The organism is Erwinia artemisiae (genome assembly GCF_051400835.1).
Taxonomy (GTDB): domain Bacteria; phylum Pseudomonadota; class Gammaproteobacteria; order Enterobacterales; family Enterobacteriaceae; genus Erwinia; species Erwinia aeris.
In genome coordinates this window covers 148,915-163,121 of the sequence record NZ_JBLFFM010000004.1, presented here as the reverse complement: position 1 = coordinate 163,121, position 14,207 = coordinate 148,915, and the positions used below count along the sequence as shown (strand labels likewise).

Sequence of the window (14,207 nt, the reverse complement as noted above, 5' to 3'; positions counted from 1 at the left end):
ATCGCGCGCTTTTATCCTGTCGGCCGTTCGCCTGCGGAAAGATGTATACTGAAGCCAAACTTCCAGGGAGTAAGAAACAATGAAGGCAGAGCAAAACAGCGCCACGGCTAACGTGGATCATCAGGAAATTGCCAAGTTCGAGGCGGTCGCGTCGCGCTGGTGGGATCTGGAAGGCGAGTTTAAACCGCTGCACCGCATTAACCCGCTGCGCCTGGGTTATATCGCTCAGCACAGCGACGGCCTGTTTGGCAAAAAGGTGCTGGACGTCGGCTGCGGCGGCGGCATCCTGGCGGAAAGCATGGCGCGTGAAGGCGCCGAAGTGACCGGCCTGGATATGGGCGCGGAACCGCTGGAGATCGCCCGTCTCCATGCGCTGGAAAGCGGCGTGAAGGTCGACTACGTACAGCAAACCGTTGAAGAGCATGCGGAGCAGTTCGCCGGTCAGTACGACGTGGTGACCTGTATGGAGATGCTGGAGCACGTGCCGGATCCGCGCTCGGTGGTGCACGCCTGCGCGAAGCTGGTTAAGCCCGGCGGCGAAGTGTTCTTTTCCACCCTTAACCGCAACAGCAAATCCTGGCTGATGGCGGTGATCGGTGCGGAGTATGTGCTGCGCATGGTGCCGCGCGGTACGCACGATATTAAAAAGTTTATCCGCCCCGGCGAGCTGCTGAACTGGGTTGATGAAACCTCGCTGCGCGAGCGTCATATGATTGGCCTGCATTACAATCCGCTGACCAACAAGTTCAAGCTGGCGCCGGGCGTCGACGTTAACTATATGGTGCATACGCACCGCCCTGCGGAATAACGCCTCTTCCCTTAAGGACGCTGTTTCTTAAGGGAAATTTTTTCCTGCCTCCGCTTTGGCTGCACTTCCCTTCTCGCACCGCACTTTTTGTCCTTCTGCCTTTGCAGGAATTTCTTATTAGCTTCGGCGTAAATTTTATTTCGTGCCTGCGTCGCTTTTTTCGCCATTCGTCAGGATATTTTCAGCATCTGAAGTATACTTTTTGGCCAAAAAAAAAGGCGGCGGATCAAGGGTGCGCAAAGATCCCGCATTCAGGAAAAATAAGAAAAAATTTCTCGCCCTGTTGACATGGACCCAGGGCCTTGAGAAACGCGGACTTAGGAAAACGGCCAGCCCGCGATCAGTAAAATTGCCGCTGCGTCAAGGCTTGTTAAGATCGCAGAAATTACTAAAATAACCACCATATTGTTATCAATACTTCATCCACCCCCTATATATAGTGTTTATCCACAGAGTTACTCACACGTGAGCAGTCTGTGTATAAACGGGGGATATTTTCGATCTCACGGACAGGATAAAAACGCCACATGAATCAGAGCCTGCTTGTCACTAAACGCGATGGCCGCACCGAACGCATCAATCTGGATAAAATCCACCGCGTGCTTGACTGGGCTGCAGAAGGTCTGCAAAACGTTTCCGTCTCTCAGGTTGAACTGCGTTCCCATATCCAGTTTTACGAAGGCATCAAGACCTCCGACATCCACGAGACGATCATCAAGTCTGCTGCCGACCTGATCTCCCGCGATGCGCCGGACTATCAGTACATGGCCGCGCGCCTGGCTATCTTCCACCTGCGTAAAAAAGCCTACGGCCAGTTTGAGCCGCCGAAACTTTACGATCAGGTGAAGCGCATGGTCGATCTGGGTAAATACGATCGCCACCTGCTGGAAGACTACAGCGTGGAAGAGTTCGAGCAGATGGACGGCTTTATCGACCACTGGCGCGATATGAACTTCTCCTATGCCGCCGTTAAGCAGCTGGAAGGCAAATATCTGGTGCAGAACCGCGTGAGCGGCGATATCTACGAAAGCGCGCAGTTCCTCTATATTCTGGTGGCGGCCTGCCTGTTCTCCGGCTATCCACGTGAGACACGTCTGGATTACGTAAAACGTTTCTACGACGCGATTTCTACCTTTAAGATTTCCCTGCCGACGCCGATTATGTCCGGCGTGCGCACCCCAACCCGCCAGTTCAGCTCCTGCGTGCTGATCGAGTGCGGCGACAGCCTGGATTCGATTAACGCCACCTCCAGCGCCATCGTGAAATATGTTTCCCAGCGCGCCGGTATCGGCATCAACGCTGGCCGCATCCGCGCGCTGGGCAGCCCGATCCGTGGCGGCGAAGCCTTCCACACCGGCTGTATTCCTTTCTACAAGCATTTCCAGACGGCGGTGAAATCCTGCTCGCAGGGCGGCGTGCGCGGCGGTGCAGCGACGCTGTTCTACCCAATGTGGCATCTGGAAGTAGAAAGCCTGCTGGTGCTGAAAAACAACCGTGGCGTGGAAGGCAACCGCGTGCGTCACATGGACTACGGCGTACAGATCAACAAACTGATGTACACCCGTCTGCTGAAGGGCGAAGAAATCACCCTGTTCAGCCCGTCCGACGTGCCTGGCCTGTATGACGCTTTCTTTGCCGATCAGGAAGAGTTTGAGCGCCTGTATACCAAATACGAGAAGGACGACAGCATCCGCAAGCAGCGCGTAAAAGCGGTAGACCTGTTCTCACTGATGATGCAGGAACGCGCCTCAACCGGCCGTATCTATATTCAGAACGTTGACCACTGCAACACCCACAGCCCGTTCGATCCGGCTATCGCGCCCGTGCGCCAGTCCAACCTCTGCCTGGAGATTGCGCTGCCGACCAAACCGCTGATGGACGTCAACGACGAGAACGGCGAAATCGCGCTCTGTACGCTGTCGGCGTTCAACCTTGGCGCCATTGAAAGCCTGGACGATCTGCAGGAGCTGGCCACGCTGGCAGTGCGCGCGCTGGATGCGCTGCTGGACTATCAGGATTACCCAATCCCGGCCGCCAAACGCGGCGCGATGGGCCGTCGTACGCTGGGTATCGGCGTGATCAACTTCGCGTACTATCTGGCGAAGCACGGCGTGCGCTATTCCGACGGCAGTGCCAACAACCTGACGCACAAAACCTTTGAAGCCATTCAGTACTACCTGCTGAAGGCCTCCAACGAGCTGGCACAGGAGCAAGGCGCCTGCCCGTGGTTTAACGAAACCACCTATGCGCAGGGCATTCTGCCGATCGACACCTACAAGAAAGATCTGGATGCGATCAGCAACGAGCCGCTGCACCTGGACTGGGAAGCGCTGCGCGAGGCGATTAAAACGCACGGCCTGCGCAACTCCACGCTTTCCGCGCTGATGCCGTCAGAGACCTCTTCGCAGATCTCCAACGCCACCAACGGCATTGAGCCGCCGCGCGGCCATATCAGCATCAAGGCTTCCAAAGACGGCATTCTGCGTCAGGTGGTGCCGGAGTATGAGCGTCTAAAAGATCAGTATGAGCTGCTGTGGGATATGCCGAATAACGACGGCTATCTGCAGCTGGTCGGCCTGATGCAGAAGTTTATCGACCAGGCGATTTCATCGAACACCAACTACGATCCGACGCGCTTTGCCAACGGTCGCGTGCCGATGAAACAGCTGCTGAAAGATCTGCTGACCGCCTATAAGTTCGGCGTGAAAACGCTTTATTACCAGAACACCCGCGACGGCGCGGAAGATGCTCAGGACGACCTGGCGCCATCCATTCAGGATGACGGCTGTGAAAGCGGCGCCTGCAAGATTTAACCAAAGCGGGGCGAGCTTCGCCCCCTGATTTTACGTCGGGCCGGGTTTTCCCTGCCCTTCCTCACTGGATAATGTCATGGCTTACACCACGTTCTCGCAAAATAAAAACGACCAGCTGAACGAACCGATGTTTTTCGGCCAGCCGGTCAACGTCGCCCGCTACGACCAGCAGAAATACGGCATTTTTGAAAAGCTGATCGAAAAGCAGCTCTCCTTTTTCTGGCGTCCGGAAGAGGTGGACGTGTCGCGCGACCGCATCGACTACCAGGGCCTGCCGGACCACGAAAAGCATATCTTTATCAGCAACCTGAAATACCAGACGCTGCTGGATTCCATTCAGGGACGTAGCCCGAACGTGGCGCTGCTGCCGCTGATTTCGATCCCCGAGCTGGAAACCTGGGTCGAGACCTGGGCGTTTTCTGAAACCATCCACTCGCGCTCTTATACGCATATTATCCGCAACATCGTTAACGATCCGGCGGTGGTGTTTGACGATATCGTTACCAACGAGCAGATCCTGTCGCGCGCCAAAGATATCTCCGGCTACTACGACGATCTGATCGAGATGACCAACTACTGGCATCTGCTGGGCGAAGGCACACATCAGGTCAACGGCAAAACCGTGACCGTTAACCTGAGAGCGCTGAAAAAACAGCTTTATGTCTGCCTGATGAGCGTGAACGCGCTGGAAGCGATCCGCTTCTACGTCAGCTTTGCCTGCTCGTTTGCTTTTGCCGAGCGTGAACTGATGGAAGGCAACGCGAAAATCATCAAGCTGATTGCCCGTGATGAAGCGCTGCACCTGACCGGCACTCAGCATATGCTGAACCTGCTGAGAAGCGGCGAAGACGATCCGGAGATGGCGGAAATCGCTAAAGAGTGCCAGCAGGAGTGCTACGACCTGTTTGTGCTGGCCGCGCAGCAAGAGAAAGAGTGGGCGGAATACCTGTTCCGCGACGGCTCGATGATTGGCCTGAACAAAGATATTCTTTGCCAGTACATCGAATACATCACCAATATCCGCATGAACGCTGTGGGTCTGGAGCTGCCGTTTAAAACCCGCTCTAACCCGATCCCGTGGATCAACTCCTGGCTGGTTTCGGACAACGTGCAGGTTGCGCCGCAGGAAGTAGAGGTCAGCTCTTATCTGGTTGGGCAGATCGATTCCGAAGTAGGCGAAAACGACTTCGACGACTTCCAGCTGTAACATGCGGATGTACGTTACCCTCAGCGCCTGCGGCACGCGTCTGGAATGCGCTGAGGATCACCCTAACCTGCTGACGACGCTGGAAGCCCACAACTATCAGGTGGAGTTTCAGTGCCGTGAAGGCTACTGCGGCTCCTGTCGTATGCGCCTGGTAAAAGGGGAAGTCAGCTATGCGGAGAAACCGCTGGCCTTTATTCAGCCGGGAGAGATCCTGCCGTGCTGCTGCAAGGCTAAAGGTGATATTGAGATCGAGATCCTGCACCTTTAGTTGTACGCTGAATAACCGCGCCCTCCGGCGCGGTTTTTTTAGCCTCGCTGCGTCTCCACCACGTCAATCCAGCCGTGGCCGCCCGTAACCTCCAGACCATCCAGCCAGCGCCGCAGCATATTCAGCGCCATCATGGCAGAAACGTCCTGACGCGCCTTCAGCCCGTGCCGGTTGTTGCTGAACTTTACCCGCTGGCTCCAGCAGCCCTGCGGCGTAAAGAGGGCAAAGCCGAGGTGATTTTCTTTTTCTGCGCCAACCACCAGCGCCAGATCGGCTTTATCCGCTTCGGCTAACCGTTGCGCGCGCTGCATCAGTTCAGCCAGGCTTTCATCCTGTGACGGCAGCACGTTGCCCGCCGCCAGCGGCGCCTGTACCGAGGCGAGCTGATACTGCACCAGTCCGGCGGTAAATTGTTCGCTGACCGCCAGGCGATGGGTCTGTTCCTGCAGGCGACGCGACAGCTGCGCGGGCAGCCCTTCCGTACCTTCAAAAATCGTGCTTTCGCCAGCGATCTCGCGCACCTGCTGCCAGAACTGCTCCATCTCAGGCAGCTTAGAGGCCGGGCCATTCAGCTTCAGCTCGATAATCGGCATTGAGGCGCGGTATCCCATTACCACGCCTTCCGGCAGCGGCAGCGGTTCGATTTCTGACGCCAGATCGCTTTCTCCGCGACCAAAGGTAGTCAACCGCAGGCATACCGGCGGGTCTGACACCGGGAAGCGAGCTTTAAGACGAGGCAGAATTTGCTCCTCGACCATTCTTTTATATTCTGACGGCACGCCGGGGGTGAAGAAGATCCAGCAGCGGTTGAGCTGAAGCGCAAAACCGCAGGCGGTGCCGATCGGATTGTCAATCATCTCGGCGCCCGCCGGGATTTCCGCCTGCTTGCGGTTGCTGTCGGCCATTTTGCGGCCGCGTCCGGCAAAAAACGCCTCCATCTTCGCCAGCCACTCTTCCTGCATCACCAGCCCGACGCCTGCCGCTTTCGCCGCCGCAACCGCGCTTAAATCATCGCTGGTCGGCCCCAGGCCGCCGTTGACGATCAGCACATCCGCCACCTTGCTGCGCTCGGTAAGCACGCTGACCAGCTCTTCCATACTGTCGCCAACGGTCTGGCGGCTCGTCATGGGTAATCCCTCTTGAAACAACAGTTCGGCCAGCCAGGCCGCATTGGTATCCACGATTTGCCCGTGCAGCACTTCATCGCCGGTAGACAGCATTTCCACTCTGATCATGTTCTTCTCCGCATTGTTCAGACCTGTTTAACAGTATGAAGCCTCACGGGAAATTACAACGTCATTTCACCATCAATACGGCAAATGGCAGCAATAGCTAACGCCAGATTGCCGTCGATTAACCGAAGCGGGCAATATAGCCCACACAATAGCCAGTGCCGATTGAAAAAGAAATTTTGAAAGGTATCACTTCAGTTAACGAGGATATGCGCTCATGACCAAAAAAGGACTCACCACCGCCTCAGGCGCGCCAGTCGCCCATAATAATAATGTAATGACTGCCGGACGCCGCGGCCCGATGCTGCTACAGGACGTTTGGTTTCTGGAAAAGCTGGCCCACTTCGACCGCGAAGTGATCCCGGAGCGCCGTATGCACGCCAAAGGCTCCGGCGCTTACGGCACCTTTACCGTAACTAAAGATATTACCCGTTTCAGCCGGGCGAAGATTTTTTCCGAAGTGGGCAAAAAAACCGACCTGTTTATGCGCTTTTCTACCGTGGCCGGCGAGCGCGGCGGTGCCGATGCCGAGCGTGATATTCGCGGTTTCTCGATGAAATTTTATACCGAAGAAGGCAACTGGGATCTGGTCGGCAACAACACCCCCGTTTTCTATCTGCGCGATCCGCTGAAGTTCCCCGATCTGAACCACGTGGTGAAACGCGATCCGCGTACCAACCTGCGTAACCCAACCTACAAATGGGATTTCTTCTCGCAGCTGCCAGAGTCGCTGCACCAGCTGACTATCGACTTCAGCGATCGCGGCCTGCCCACTTCCTATCGCCATATCCACGGTTTCGGCAGCCACACCTATAGTTTTATCAACGACCAGCAGGAGCGCTTCTGGGTTAAATTCCATATGCGCTGCGAACAGGGCATTCAGAACCTGATGGACGATGAGGCCGCGCTGCTGATTGGTCGCGACCGTGAAAGCTCGCAGCGCGATCTGTTCGACGCCATTGAGCAAGGCAACTTCCCGCGCTGGAAATTCTTTGTGCAGGTTATGCCGGAAGCCGAAGCCTCCTCCACGCCTTACAACCCGTTCGATCTGACCAAAGTCTGGCCGCACGCCGACTATCCGCTGATTGAAGTGGGCGAGTTTGAGCTGAACCGCAATCCGGACAACTACTTTGCCGAAGTGGAACAGGTCGCCATGAGCCCGGCTAACGTAGTGCCCGGCATCGGTTTCTCGCCGGATCGGATGCTACAGGGTCGCCTGTTCTCCTATGGTGACGCGCACCGCTATCGTCTGGGCGTCAACCATCATCAGATCCCGGTGAACGCGCCGAAGTGTCCCTTCCACAACTATCATCGCGACGGCGCGATGCGCGTGGACGGCAACAGCGGCAACGGCGCCACCTACGAACCCAACAGCTTTAACGTGTTCCAGGAGCAGCCCGATTTCAGCGAGCCGCCGCTGTCGCTGGAAGGTGCAGCCGACCACTGGAACCATCGCGAAGATGATGACTACTTCACCCAACCGCGCGCGCTGTTTAACCTGCTGAGCGAAGAGGAACACCAGCGGATGTTCCAGCGTATCGCCGGAGAGCTGCGTCAGATACCGGAGTTTATCCAGCAGCGCCAGCTCGCGCTCTTTTATCAGGTGCATCCGGCCTACGGCGCAGGCGTGGAACAGGCGCTGAAAGAAGCAAAACAGGGCTAAATGTCGGGCCGTCTTTGGCCTCGATAGCGTCAGTCAGCATAGCCATGCCGGGATATTTTCCCGGCATTATTGTTTGATGACCAACTTAAAAGCCTGCGGGTGTATTGCCGTTTTTTACAGCAGCACCACAGCGGTAGAGGCTGAGCGGACAGGCGATCGCGCATGGACGCGCGAAACAAGCCTGGATAGTCGTATTCACGGCATCTCCGTGTTCCGCTCTGTCTCTGCGGCTATTCACCCAACGAAGTAGCGAACTGACGGCTGAGCATAGTTTTGTCAACAGTCAGTAATGCCGGAATTTGTTCCGGCATTACTGTTTTTCCTGCCGTAACACCCACTCCGCCAGCTGCCTGCGGGAAGGCTTGATGCCGCCGCCGCTCAGCTTCGGCAGTGTGTACCAGCGCACCGGGCGTTGAAACCCGGCCAGATTTTTTGCCGCCCAGTCCTGCAGCGGCGCGAACGAAGACGTGCCCTTGAGCGCCACCAGCGCAACCGGCCGGTGACCATACTCCTCATCAGGCTGCGGCACGATAAAAATCTGCTCCACCGTTTCGTGCCGGGCCAGCACCGCTTCCAGCTGTTCGGGCTGAATACCTTCCCCCGCCGAGAAAAACAGATTGTCCAGACGCCCGCTAATCAGCAGATTGTTACCGCGCTGCACACCGCCATCGCGCGTGTGAAACCATCCTTCCTTATCGGTAAGCGGCAGCAGCTTCCCGTCCTGCCAGTAGCCGCAGGCCAACGCCTCTGAACGTAGCGTAATTTCTCCCTCGTTTAGCCTGATGCTATGACCGGGCAGCGGCTCGCCGACGCCCGGCTCGCCGTCCGCCCTTTTCGCCGCCACGGTCGAGGCCGTTTCCGTCATGCCGTAGCCGCACCAGCAGGCGATGCCGCGCGCTTCCGCCTGAGCGGTCAAGGCTGGCGGAATAGCCGCCCCGCCAAGCAAAACGGTGCCCAGCCGCAGCGTCGGCTCCTGCAGCAAACGCCAGAGCTGCGTAGGCACCAGCGAGGCAAAAGTCGCTTCCGGGCTGATTTTGTTATCGCTGAGCACCAGCCTTGCGCCGCGGTAAAGCCAGCGCCAGAAAATGCCCTGGCCGGAAACATGAAACAGCGGCAGCGAGAGCAGCCAGCTGTCGTCCGCCCCAAAGTTCAGCCTTGTCGTTACGCCGTGCGCGCTGGCGAAATGCGCGTTAAAGCTGTGTGCAGCGGCTTTCGGCAGGCCGGTGGAGCCGGAGGTTAACGTCAGCGTGGCGATGGCGTCGCGCTGCCAGCGGGCCGGGATCGGGCCAGCTTGATTGATTGTCTTTAACGCAGGGATATTTGCTGGCCCCTCGCCGTTCAGCGTCAGCGCATAGTCCATATTTAACGAAGGCAGCAGCGCGGCAGTCTGCCAGGCCGGCAGCCGGGGATTGACAGGCAGCAGGCGCGCGCCGCAGCGCAGCAGCGCCAGCCAGGCCAGCACGGCCCGTTCGCTGTTGGCGGCCTGTAACACCACGCCGCTTCCGGCGCTTACGCCCTGCGCGTGGAAGCCTGCCGCCAGCGCCTCGATTTGGTCTGCCAGCTGCGCCCAGCAGTAGGCGCGATCGTCAACCGTCAGCGCGAGGCGAGTCGGCGCCAGCTTCGCCCAGTACAGCCATGGCCAACAGTCAGCGCTCAGCATACTTCCTCCAGGTCTTTAGCAGGCGTCAGCGGCAGCCAGGGCCAGCAGCCTGAAGTCAGCATACTCCCTCCAGGTCTTCAGCAGCCGTCAGCGACAGCCAGGGCCAGCAGTCAGCGCTCAGCATACTTCCTCCAGGTCTTCAGCAGCCGTCAGCGGCAGCGGCGACCCCGGCCAGGCGCGCACCAGCTGCTGCTGCATTAGCGAAAGCGTATCCAGACCGGGCGCGACGCCAGGCGTCAGCCAGCTGGCTATCCGCGCCAGCTGCGTCAGGCCCAGGCTCGACTCCACCGACGAGCTAATCACCGCCGTCAGGCCGGCCTCGCTGGCTCGGGCGATAGTTTCGCAAACCGTCGCCAGGCTGCCGACAAGCGTTGGCTTGATCACGATAGCGCGCAAATGGGGTTCCGCCGTCGGGACGTACCCTGGGCTTCGGCTGCTCTCATCCCAGGCCAGCGCGATGCCCGTTTCCTGCGCAAAGAGACGTGAATCCTCCTGCGTTCGGCACGGCTCCTCGATAAAAGCGATACGCGAGCGCAGAGTCTCCGGCACAAAACGGGCGAACTGCCTGGCTTTCTCCAGGCTCCACTGCTGGTTCGCATCCAGCCGCAGCCTCAGCGTCGGTACCGCTTCCAGCAGCAGCGATGCGGTTATGCCATCGCGCACCGCTTCGTAAAGGCCCACTTTCAGCTTGGCTACCGGCTGCGGCCGCTGGTTAAGCTGAACAATCAGCTCGTCGGGATCGCCTGTGCACAGCATCGCGCCAGAATAGTTGCCCGCTGACGGCAGCAGGCCAGCCAGTTCCGCCAGCGCGCAGCTGAGGCCAAACGCCACGGAAGGCGACAGGCCGTGCTCTTTTGGTAATGGCGCTGAGGACGAAAGCGATGGCGACACGGGCGTCAGCAAGCCGTGTCCCGTTTCCGCGCCCGATCGCCAGCCTTGCAGCCAACGCAGCGTTTCAGCCTGCGCCTGCGCCGCCGTTTCCGTACTGAAGCCGGGCAGCGGCGCTATCTCGCCCCAGCCTTCCCGGCCCGCCTCTTCCAGCCTGACCAGCAGCCCGTGGCGCGATGCTACCCGCCGATCGCGCAGTACCACGCCCGCCGTCACTAGTATGTTGTAATTAAAGAGCGTCGCCCGGCGCATCAGGGATTTCGCTTAAAGCGGCTGAAATCCGGCTGCCGCTTCTGATTAAAAGCGTTGCGCCCTTCCTGGCCCTCTTCCGTCATGTAGAACAGCATGGTCGCGTTGCCCGCCAGCTCCTGCAAGCCTGCCTGGCCGTCGCAGTCGGCGTTCAGCGCCGCCTTCAGGCAGCGCAGCGCCATCGGGCTGTTTTGCAGCATCTCACGACACCAGCGCACCGTCTCTTTTTCCAGTTCAGCCAGCGGCACGACCGTATTAACCAGGCCCATTTCCAGCGCCTGCTGCGCGTTGTACATCCGGCACAGGAACCAAATTTCACGCGCCTTTTTCTGACCAACAATGCGCGCCATATAAGACGCGCCCCAGCCGCCGTCGAAAGAGCCGACTTTGGGGCCGGTCTGGCCAAACTGCGCATTGTCCGCCGCTATCGTTAAATCGCACAGCATATGCAACACGTGCCCGCCGCCGACCGCGTAGCCTGCCACCATCGCCACTACCGGCTTGGGACAGGTGCGGATCTGACGCTGAAAATCCAGCACGTTAAGATGATGTACGCCTGCCTCGTCGCGGTAGCCGCCGTAGTCACCGCGAATTTTTTGATCGCCGCCGGCGCAGAAAGCCTTATCGCCCGATCCGGTAAGGATAATGACGCCGATTTGCTCGTCGTGCCGCGCGTCGCTCAGAGCATACAGCATCTCCTTAACGGTTTGCGGCCGAAAAGCGTTGCGCACCTCGGGCCGGTTGATGGCGATCCTGGCGATGCCGTCCGACGTTTTGTGATAGAGGATATCGCTGTAGTCGCCACATGGCCGCCACTCTGTCGGCGCATACAGCATCGCTTCATCGGGATAAATCATGATTTCTCCTTAAACGGGGTTGAGCTTTTGCGCCAGGGCGGCGGCAAAGGCCTGTGGGCAGGCGCGATGGGCGTTGTGACCCGCCGCCGGGATAGTGGTAACCGGCAGCCCGGCCCCGGCGGCCAGACGCTGAAATTTGAGGTCGTGCTCGCCGCAGAGATAGTGGAAAACAGGAAGGCGCTGGATTTCCGGCAGCAGATACGGCTGGCGGGCGAGGGAGGTATTGAGCAGCATAGCGGCCAGCGCCTGCGGATCGTTATCGGCTCGCAGGGCGATCAGCTGTTGCCGCTGCGGTTCGCGCAGATCGGCAAACACCGGCTGGCGATACCACTTATGCAGCGTGTCGCCCAGCGGCTGCTGGCGGAACAGGCTGGCCCAGTGGCGATCGTCAGCCAGCCGCTGCGCCCGCTCATGGGGCGACGCCAGCCCGAAGTGAGCGCCTTCCACCACCACGCCAGCCAGCGACGAATCTGCATAGCGGCAGGCGTGATACAGCGCCGCGCGGCCGCCGAGCGAATAGCCGATCAGCCAGTAGCGTTGAATGCGATGCTGTCGCAAAGTGGCGTTCAGCCGCGCCGAAAGCTGTTCAAAACCGCTGACCTGCTGCGCCCGTGAGCCGCCGTGTCCGGGTAGGTCAATGCTCAGCTGCGGCCAGTCGCGGAAAAAATCCTGCACCGGCTGCCATTCCCGACCGCTGCCCAAAAAGCCGTGCAGCCAGACCAGCGTCGGCCTGTCGCTGCGGTGTTCGCCCTGCCAGCGCGCGTGCAGCATCATTTTCGCCATGCTCCGGCGAGCCACGGTGCGCCCGCCTCAACCTTCAGCTCAATCAGCGTGGCGGTGGTGCTGCGCCAGCCCGCTTCAACAGCGGCCTGCAGCGATGGCCAGTCTTCCGGCTGACGGTAATCCAGGCCGAACATAGCGGCGGCGCTGGCGAAACACGCCTGCTGCGGCAGGGTGAAAAAGCGCGCCCGCTCGTTTTCAGGCGTCGGCAGCAGGGAAAAAATCTGTCCGCCGCCGTTATTGACCACAATCAGCACCAGCGGCCCGGCGGTCAGCGCCAGGCTGTTGAGGTCATACAGCGCCGAGAGATCGCCCACTATCGCCAGCAACGGTTTGCCGCTGCCGCGCTGTACGCCGGTCGCGGTGGCAAGTAGCCCATCAATGCCGCTGGCACCGCGGCTGGCATAGACGGGATAGCCAGCAGGCAGTCGGGCAAAGGCGTTGGCCAGCCTGATGGTCAGGCTGTTGCCCAGAAACAGCGCGCCCTGCTCCGGCAGCAGCTCTGCCAGCCGCTGCGCCAGCTGCGCTTCACCAAAATCCTGTAGCCTTTCGGCGAGCGCTGCATGGGTTTCCAGCGCCAGCGCCTGTAGAGAAGGCAGCCATGCGGGTTGCGAAACGGCTTGATGCGCGACAAGCCATTTGCCGATGTCGGCCACTATGCGCTGACTGCGATGATGGGCGGGATCCAGATGGCCGGGCAGCGGATCGATGAGCCAGTATGCCGCCGGATCCGCTGCCGCCAGCCAGCTGGTCAGCCTTTTCCCGGTAAGCCGGGCGCCAAACTGAATAAGGATTTCCGCCCGATCGAGCGCCTGCCGCGCATGTTCCTCCTGGAGCCAGAGTTCGCTACAGGGAAACGGCGCGCCGGTATGGGACTGTATATCCGCCAGCAGCGGCCAGCCCAGCGTCTCTGCCCATTCAGCCAGCGCCACGCCCTCCTGCGCCGTGATTTTGCCCGCGATAATCAGCCCACGCTTTTGCCGCCAGCGCGGCCAGCTGTCGAGCACAGGCGTGGCCCGCTCCGCATGGATGTTCAGCCAGGGCGTGTCTTCGAGCCACCATTTGCCCAGCGCATCGTGCCAGGTCTGGAACGCCGAGGACGCTTCGCCGTATAAAGGTTCGGCAAAAGGCACGTTGATATGTACGGCGCCTGTAGGATGCTGTTGCAGCAGCGCATCAATGGCCGAAACCAGCCAGCGAGACGGAATATCTGCAGAGGGTCGGGGAAGATCCAGCGCGCCGCCGACGTGGCTGGCGAAAATACCGGGCTGGATGATGGCCTGATTGGCGCCGCAACCGATGAGTTCCGGCGGGCGATCGGCGCTGAGCACGATAAGGCGTTCGCCGGTCAGGCTGGCTTCGATCACGGCGGGCGCAAGATTGGCGACGGCGGTGCCTGAAGTGACGATTATCGCTACCGGACGCTGCGTCGCTTTCGCCAGGCCCAGCGCCAGATAGCCGAGGCCGCGCTCGTCAAAGTGGGTATGACAGATCAGGTTGCCCGCGGCGGCTTCCAGCGTCAGCGGCGCGGATCGGGAACCGGGTGCAATACAGATGTGCTGCACGCCATGACGGCTAAGGGCTGCCAGTATAACGGCGGCCCAGCGGCGGTTGAAGATACTGTGCGACATCACCCACTCCAGATCAAACAAGCAGCGGGCAGTATAAGAGCGCCCAGGTGGGCCGATTTTGATTTAGGGCAGGATTAACGTGTTATTTTCACTTTGGCAACCTGGGCGGCAAAAACAAAACGGGCACCCTGAAGGTGCCCGTTATTACTGG

At 59.4% G+C, this 14,207-nt stretch carries 11 protein-coding genes; 5 read left to right on the top strand and 6 right to left on the bottom strand.

The window, feature by feature from the left end:
* Positions 1 to 79: 79 nt before the first annotated feature.
* The 4 genes from ubiG to yfaE all read left to right on the top strand — a co-directional run bounded on the left by ubiG (position 80) and on the right by yfaE (position 5,096).
* On the top strand, positions 80 to 808 hold the full coding sequence (gene ubiG, locus ACMGEE_RS11385) for a bifunctional 2-polyprenyl-6-hydroxyphenol methylase/3-demethylubiquinol 3-O-methyltransferase UbiG (RefSeq protein ID WP_125288228.1): 729 nt from the start codon (positions 80 to 82) through the stop codon (positions 806 to 808).
* Positions 809 to 1,335: 527 nt separating this feature from the next.
* Complete coding sequence (nrdA, locus tag ACMGEE_RS11380) at positions 1,336 to 3,621, top strand: class 1a ribonucleoside-diphosphate reductase subunit alpha (RefSeq protein WP_253459827.1); 2,286 nt, start codon at positions 1,336 to 1,338, stop codon at positions 3,619 to 3,621.
* A 76-nt stretch (positions 3,622 to 3,697) separates the two neighbouring features.
* Complete coding sequence (nrdB, locus tag ACMGEE_RS11375) at positions 3,698 to 4,828, top strand: class Ia ribonucleoside-diphosphate reductase subunit beta (protein WP_253459825.1); 1,131 nt, start codon at positions 3,698 to 3,700, stop codon at positions 4,826 to 4,828.
* Positions 4,829 to 4,835: 7 nt separating this feature from the next.
* The gene (gene yfaE / locus ACMGEE_RS11370) at positions 4,836 to 5,096 is read left to right on the top strand and encodes a class I ribonucleotide reductase maintenance protein YfaE (RefSeq protein ID WP_199746382.1); all 261 of its coding nucleotides are present in this window, start codon (positions 4,836 to 4,838) and stop codon (positions 5,094 to 5,096) included.
* Between the two features lie 38 nt (positions 5,097 to 5,134).
* Here the strand turns inward: yfaE and ACMGEE_RS11365 are convergent, their stop codons facing one another.
* Positions 5,135 to 6,331 carry a nicotinamide mononucleotide deamidase-related protein YfaY gene (locus ACMGEE_RS11365; RefSeq protein WP_301251916.1) on the bottom strand — a complete coding sequence of 399 codons (1,197 nt, stop codon included), beginning with the start codon at positions 6,329 to 6,331 and terminating at the stop codon, positions 5,135 to 5,137.
* 214 nt (positions 6,332 to 6,545) lie between these two features.
* Between ACMGEE_RS11365 and ACMGEE_RS11360 the strand changes: the two genes are divergently transcribed.
* A complete protein-coding gene (locus tag ACMGEE_RS11360; protein ID WP_253459819.1) occupies positions 6,546 to 7,991 on the top strand; it encodes a catalase in 1,446 nt (481 codons plus the stop codon).
* 310 nt (positions 7,992 to 8,301) lie between these two features.
* Here the strand turns inward: ACMGEE_RS11360 and menE are convergent, their stop codons facing one another.
* The 5 genes from menE to menD form a co-directional block, all read right to left on the bottom strand.
* Positions 8,302 to 9,648, bottom strand: coding sequence for an o-succinylbenzoate--CoA ligase (menE, locus tag ACMGEE_RS11355; RefSeq protein ID WP_436830155.1), 1,347 nt, complete (start codon positions 9,646 to 9,648; stop codon positions 8,302 to 8,304).
* Between the two features lie 120 nt (positions 9,649 to 9,768).
* The gene (gene menC / locus ACMGEE_RS11350; RefSeq protein WP_369896406.1) at positions 9,769 to 10,791 is read right to left on the bottom strand and encodes an o-succinylbenzoate synthase; all 1,023 of its coding nucleotides are present in this window, start codon (positions 10,789 to 10,791) and stop codon (positions 9,769 to 9,771) included.
* On the bottom strand, positions 10,791 to 11,645 hold the full coding sequence (menB, locus tag ACMGEE_RS11345) for a 1,4-dihydroxy-2-naphthoyl-CoA synthase (protein WP_436830048.1): 855 nt from the start codon (positions 11,643 to 11,645) through the stop codon (positions 10,791 to 10,793). Before menB ends, menC begins: the two co-directional genes overlap by 1 nt.
* A 9-nt stretch (positions 11,646 to 11,654) precedes the next feature.
* A complete protein-coding gene (gene menH, locus ACMGEE_RS11340; protein WP_436830047.1) occupies positions 11,655 to 12,419 on the bottom strand; it encodes a 2-succinyl-6-hydroxy-2,4-cyclohexadiene-1-carboxylate synthase in 765 nt (254 codons plus the stop codon).
* Positions 12,416 to 14,056, bottom strand: a complete 1,641-nt coding sequence (menD, locus tag ACMGEE_RS11335; RefSeq protein WP_436830046.1) for a 2-succinyl-5-enolpyruvyl-6-hydroxy-3-cyclohexene-1-carboxylic-acid synthase — start codon at positions 14,054 to 14,056, stop codon at positions 12,416 to 12,418. Before menD ends, menH begins: the two co-directional genes overlap by 4 nt.
* Positions 14,057 to 14,207 lie beyond the last annotated feature (151 nt).

What these genes read in the sequence shown, in the direction of transcription:
- ubiG (WP_125288228.1), top strand. Translation starts at nt 80, where the DNA reads ATGAAGGCAGAGCAAAACAGCGCCACGGCTAACGTGGATCATCAGGAA.
- nrdA (WP_253459827.1), top strand. Translation starts at nt 1,336, where the DNA reads ATGAATCAGAGCCTGCTTGTCACTAAACGCGATGGCCGCACCGAACGC.
- nrdB (WP_253459825.1), top strand. Translation starts at nt 3,698, where the DNA reads ATGGCTTACACCACGTTCTCGCAAAATAAAAACGACCAGCTGAACGAA.
- yfaE (WP_199746382.1), top strand. Translation starts at nt 4,836, where the DNA reads ATGTACGTTACCCTCAGCGCCTGCGGCACGCGTCTGGAATGCGCTGAG.
- ACMGEE_RS11365 (WP_301251916.1), bottom strand. Translation starts at nt 6,331, where the DNA reads ATGATCAGAGTGGAAATGCTGTCTACCGGCGATGAAGTGCTGCACGGG.
- ACMGEE_RS11360 (WP_253459819.1), top strand. Translation starts at nt 6,546, where the DNA reads ATGACCAAAAAAGGACTCACCACCGCCTCAGGCGCGCCAGTCGCCCAT.
- menC (WP_369896406.1), bottom strand. Translation starts at nt 10,791, where the DNA reads ATGCGCCGGGCGACGCTCTTTAATTACAACATACTAGTGACGGCGGGC.
- menB (WP_436830048.1), bottom strand. Translation starts at nt 11,645, where the DNA reads ATGATTTATCCCGATGAAGCGATGCTGTATGCGCCGACAGAGTGGCGG.
- menH (WP_436830047.1), bottom strand. Translation starts at nt 12,419, where the DNA reads ATGATGCTGCACGCGCGCTGGCAGGGCGAACACCGCAGCGACAGGCCG.
- menD (WP_436830046.1), bottom strand. Translation starts at nt 14,056, where the DNA reads ATGTCGCACAGTATCTTCAACCGCCGCTGGGCCGCCGTTATACTGGCA.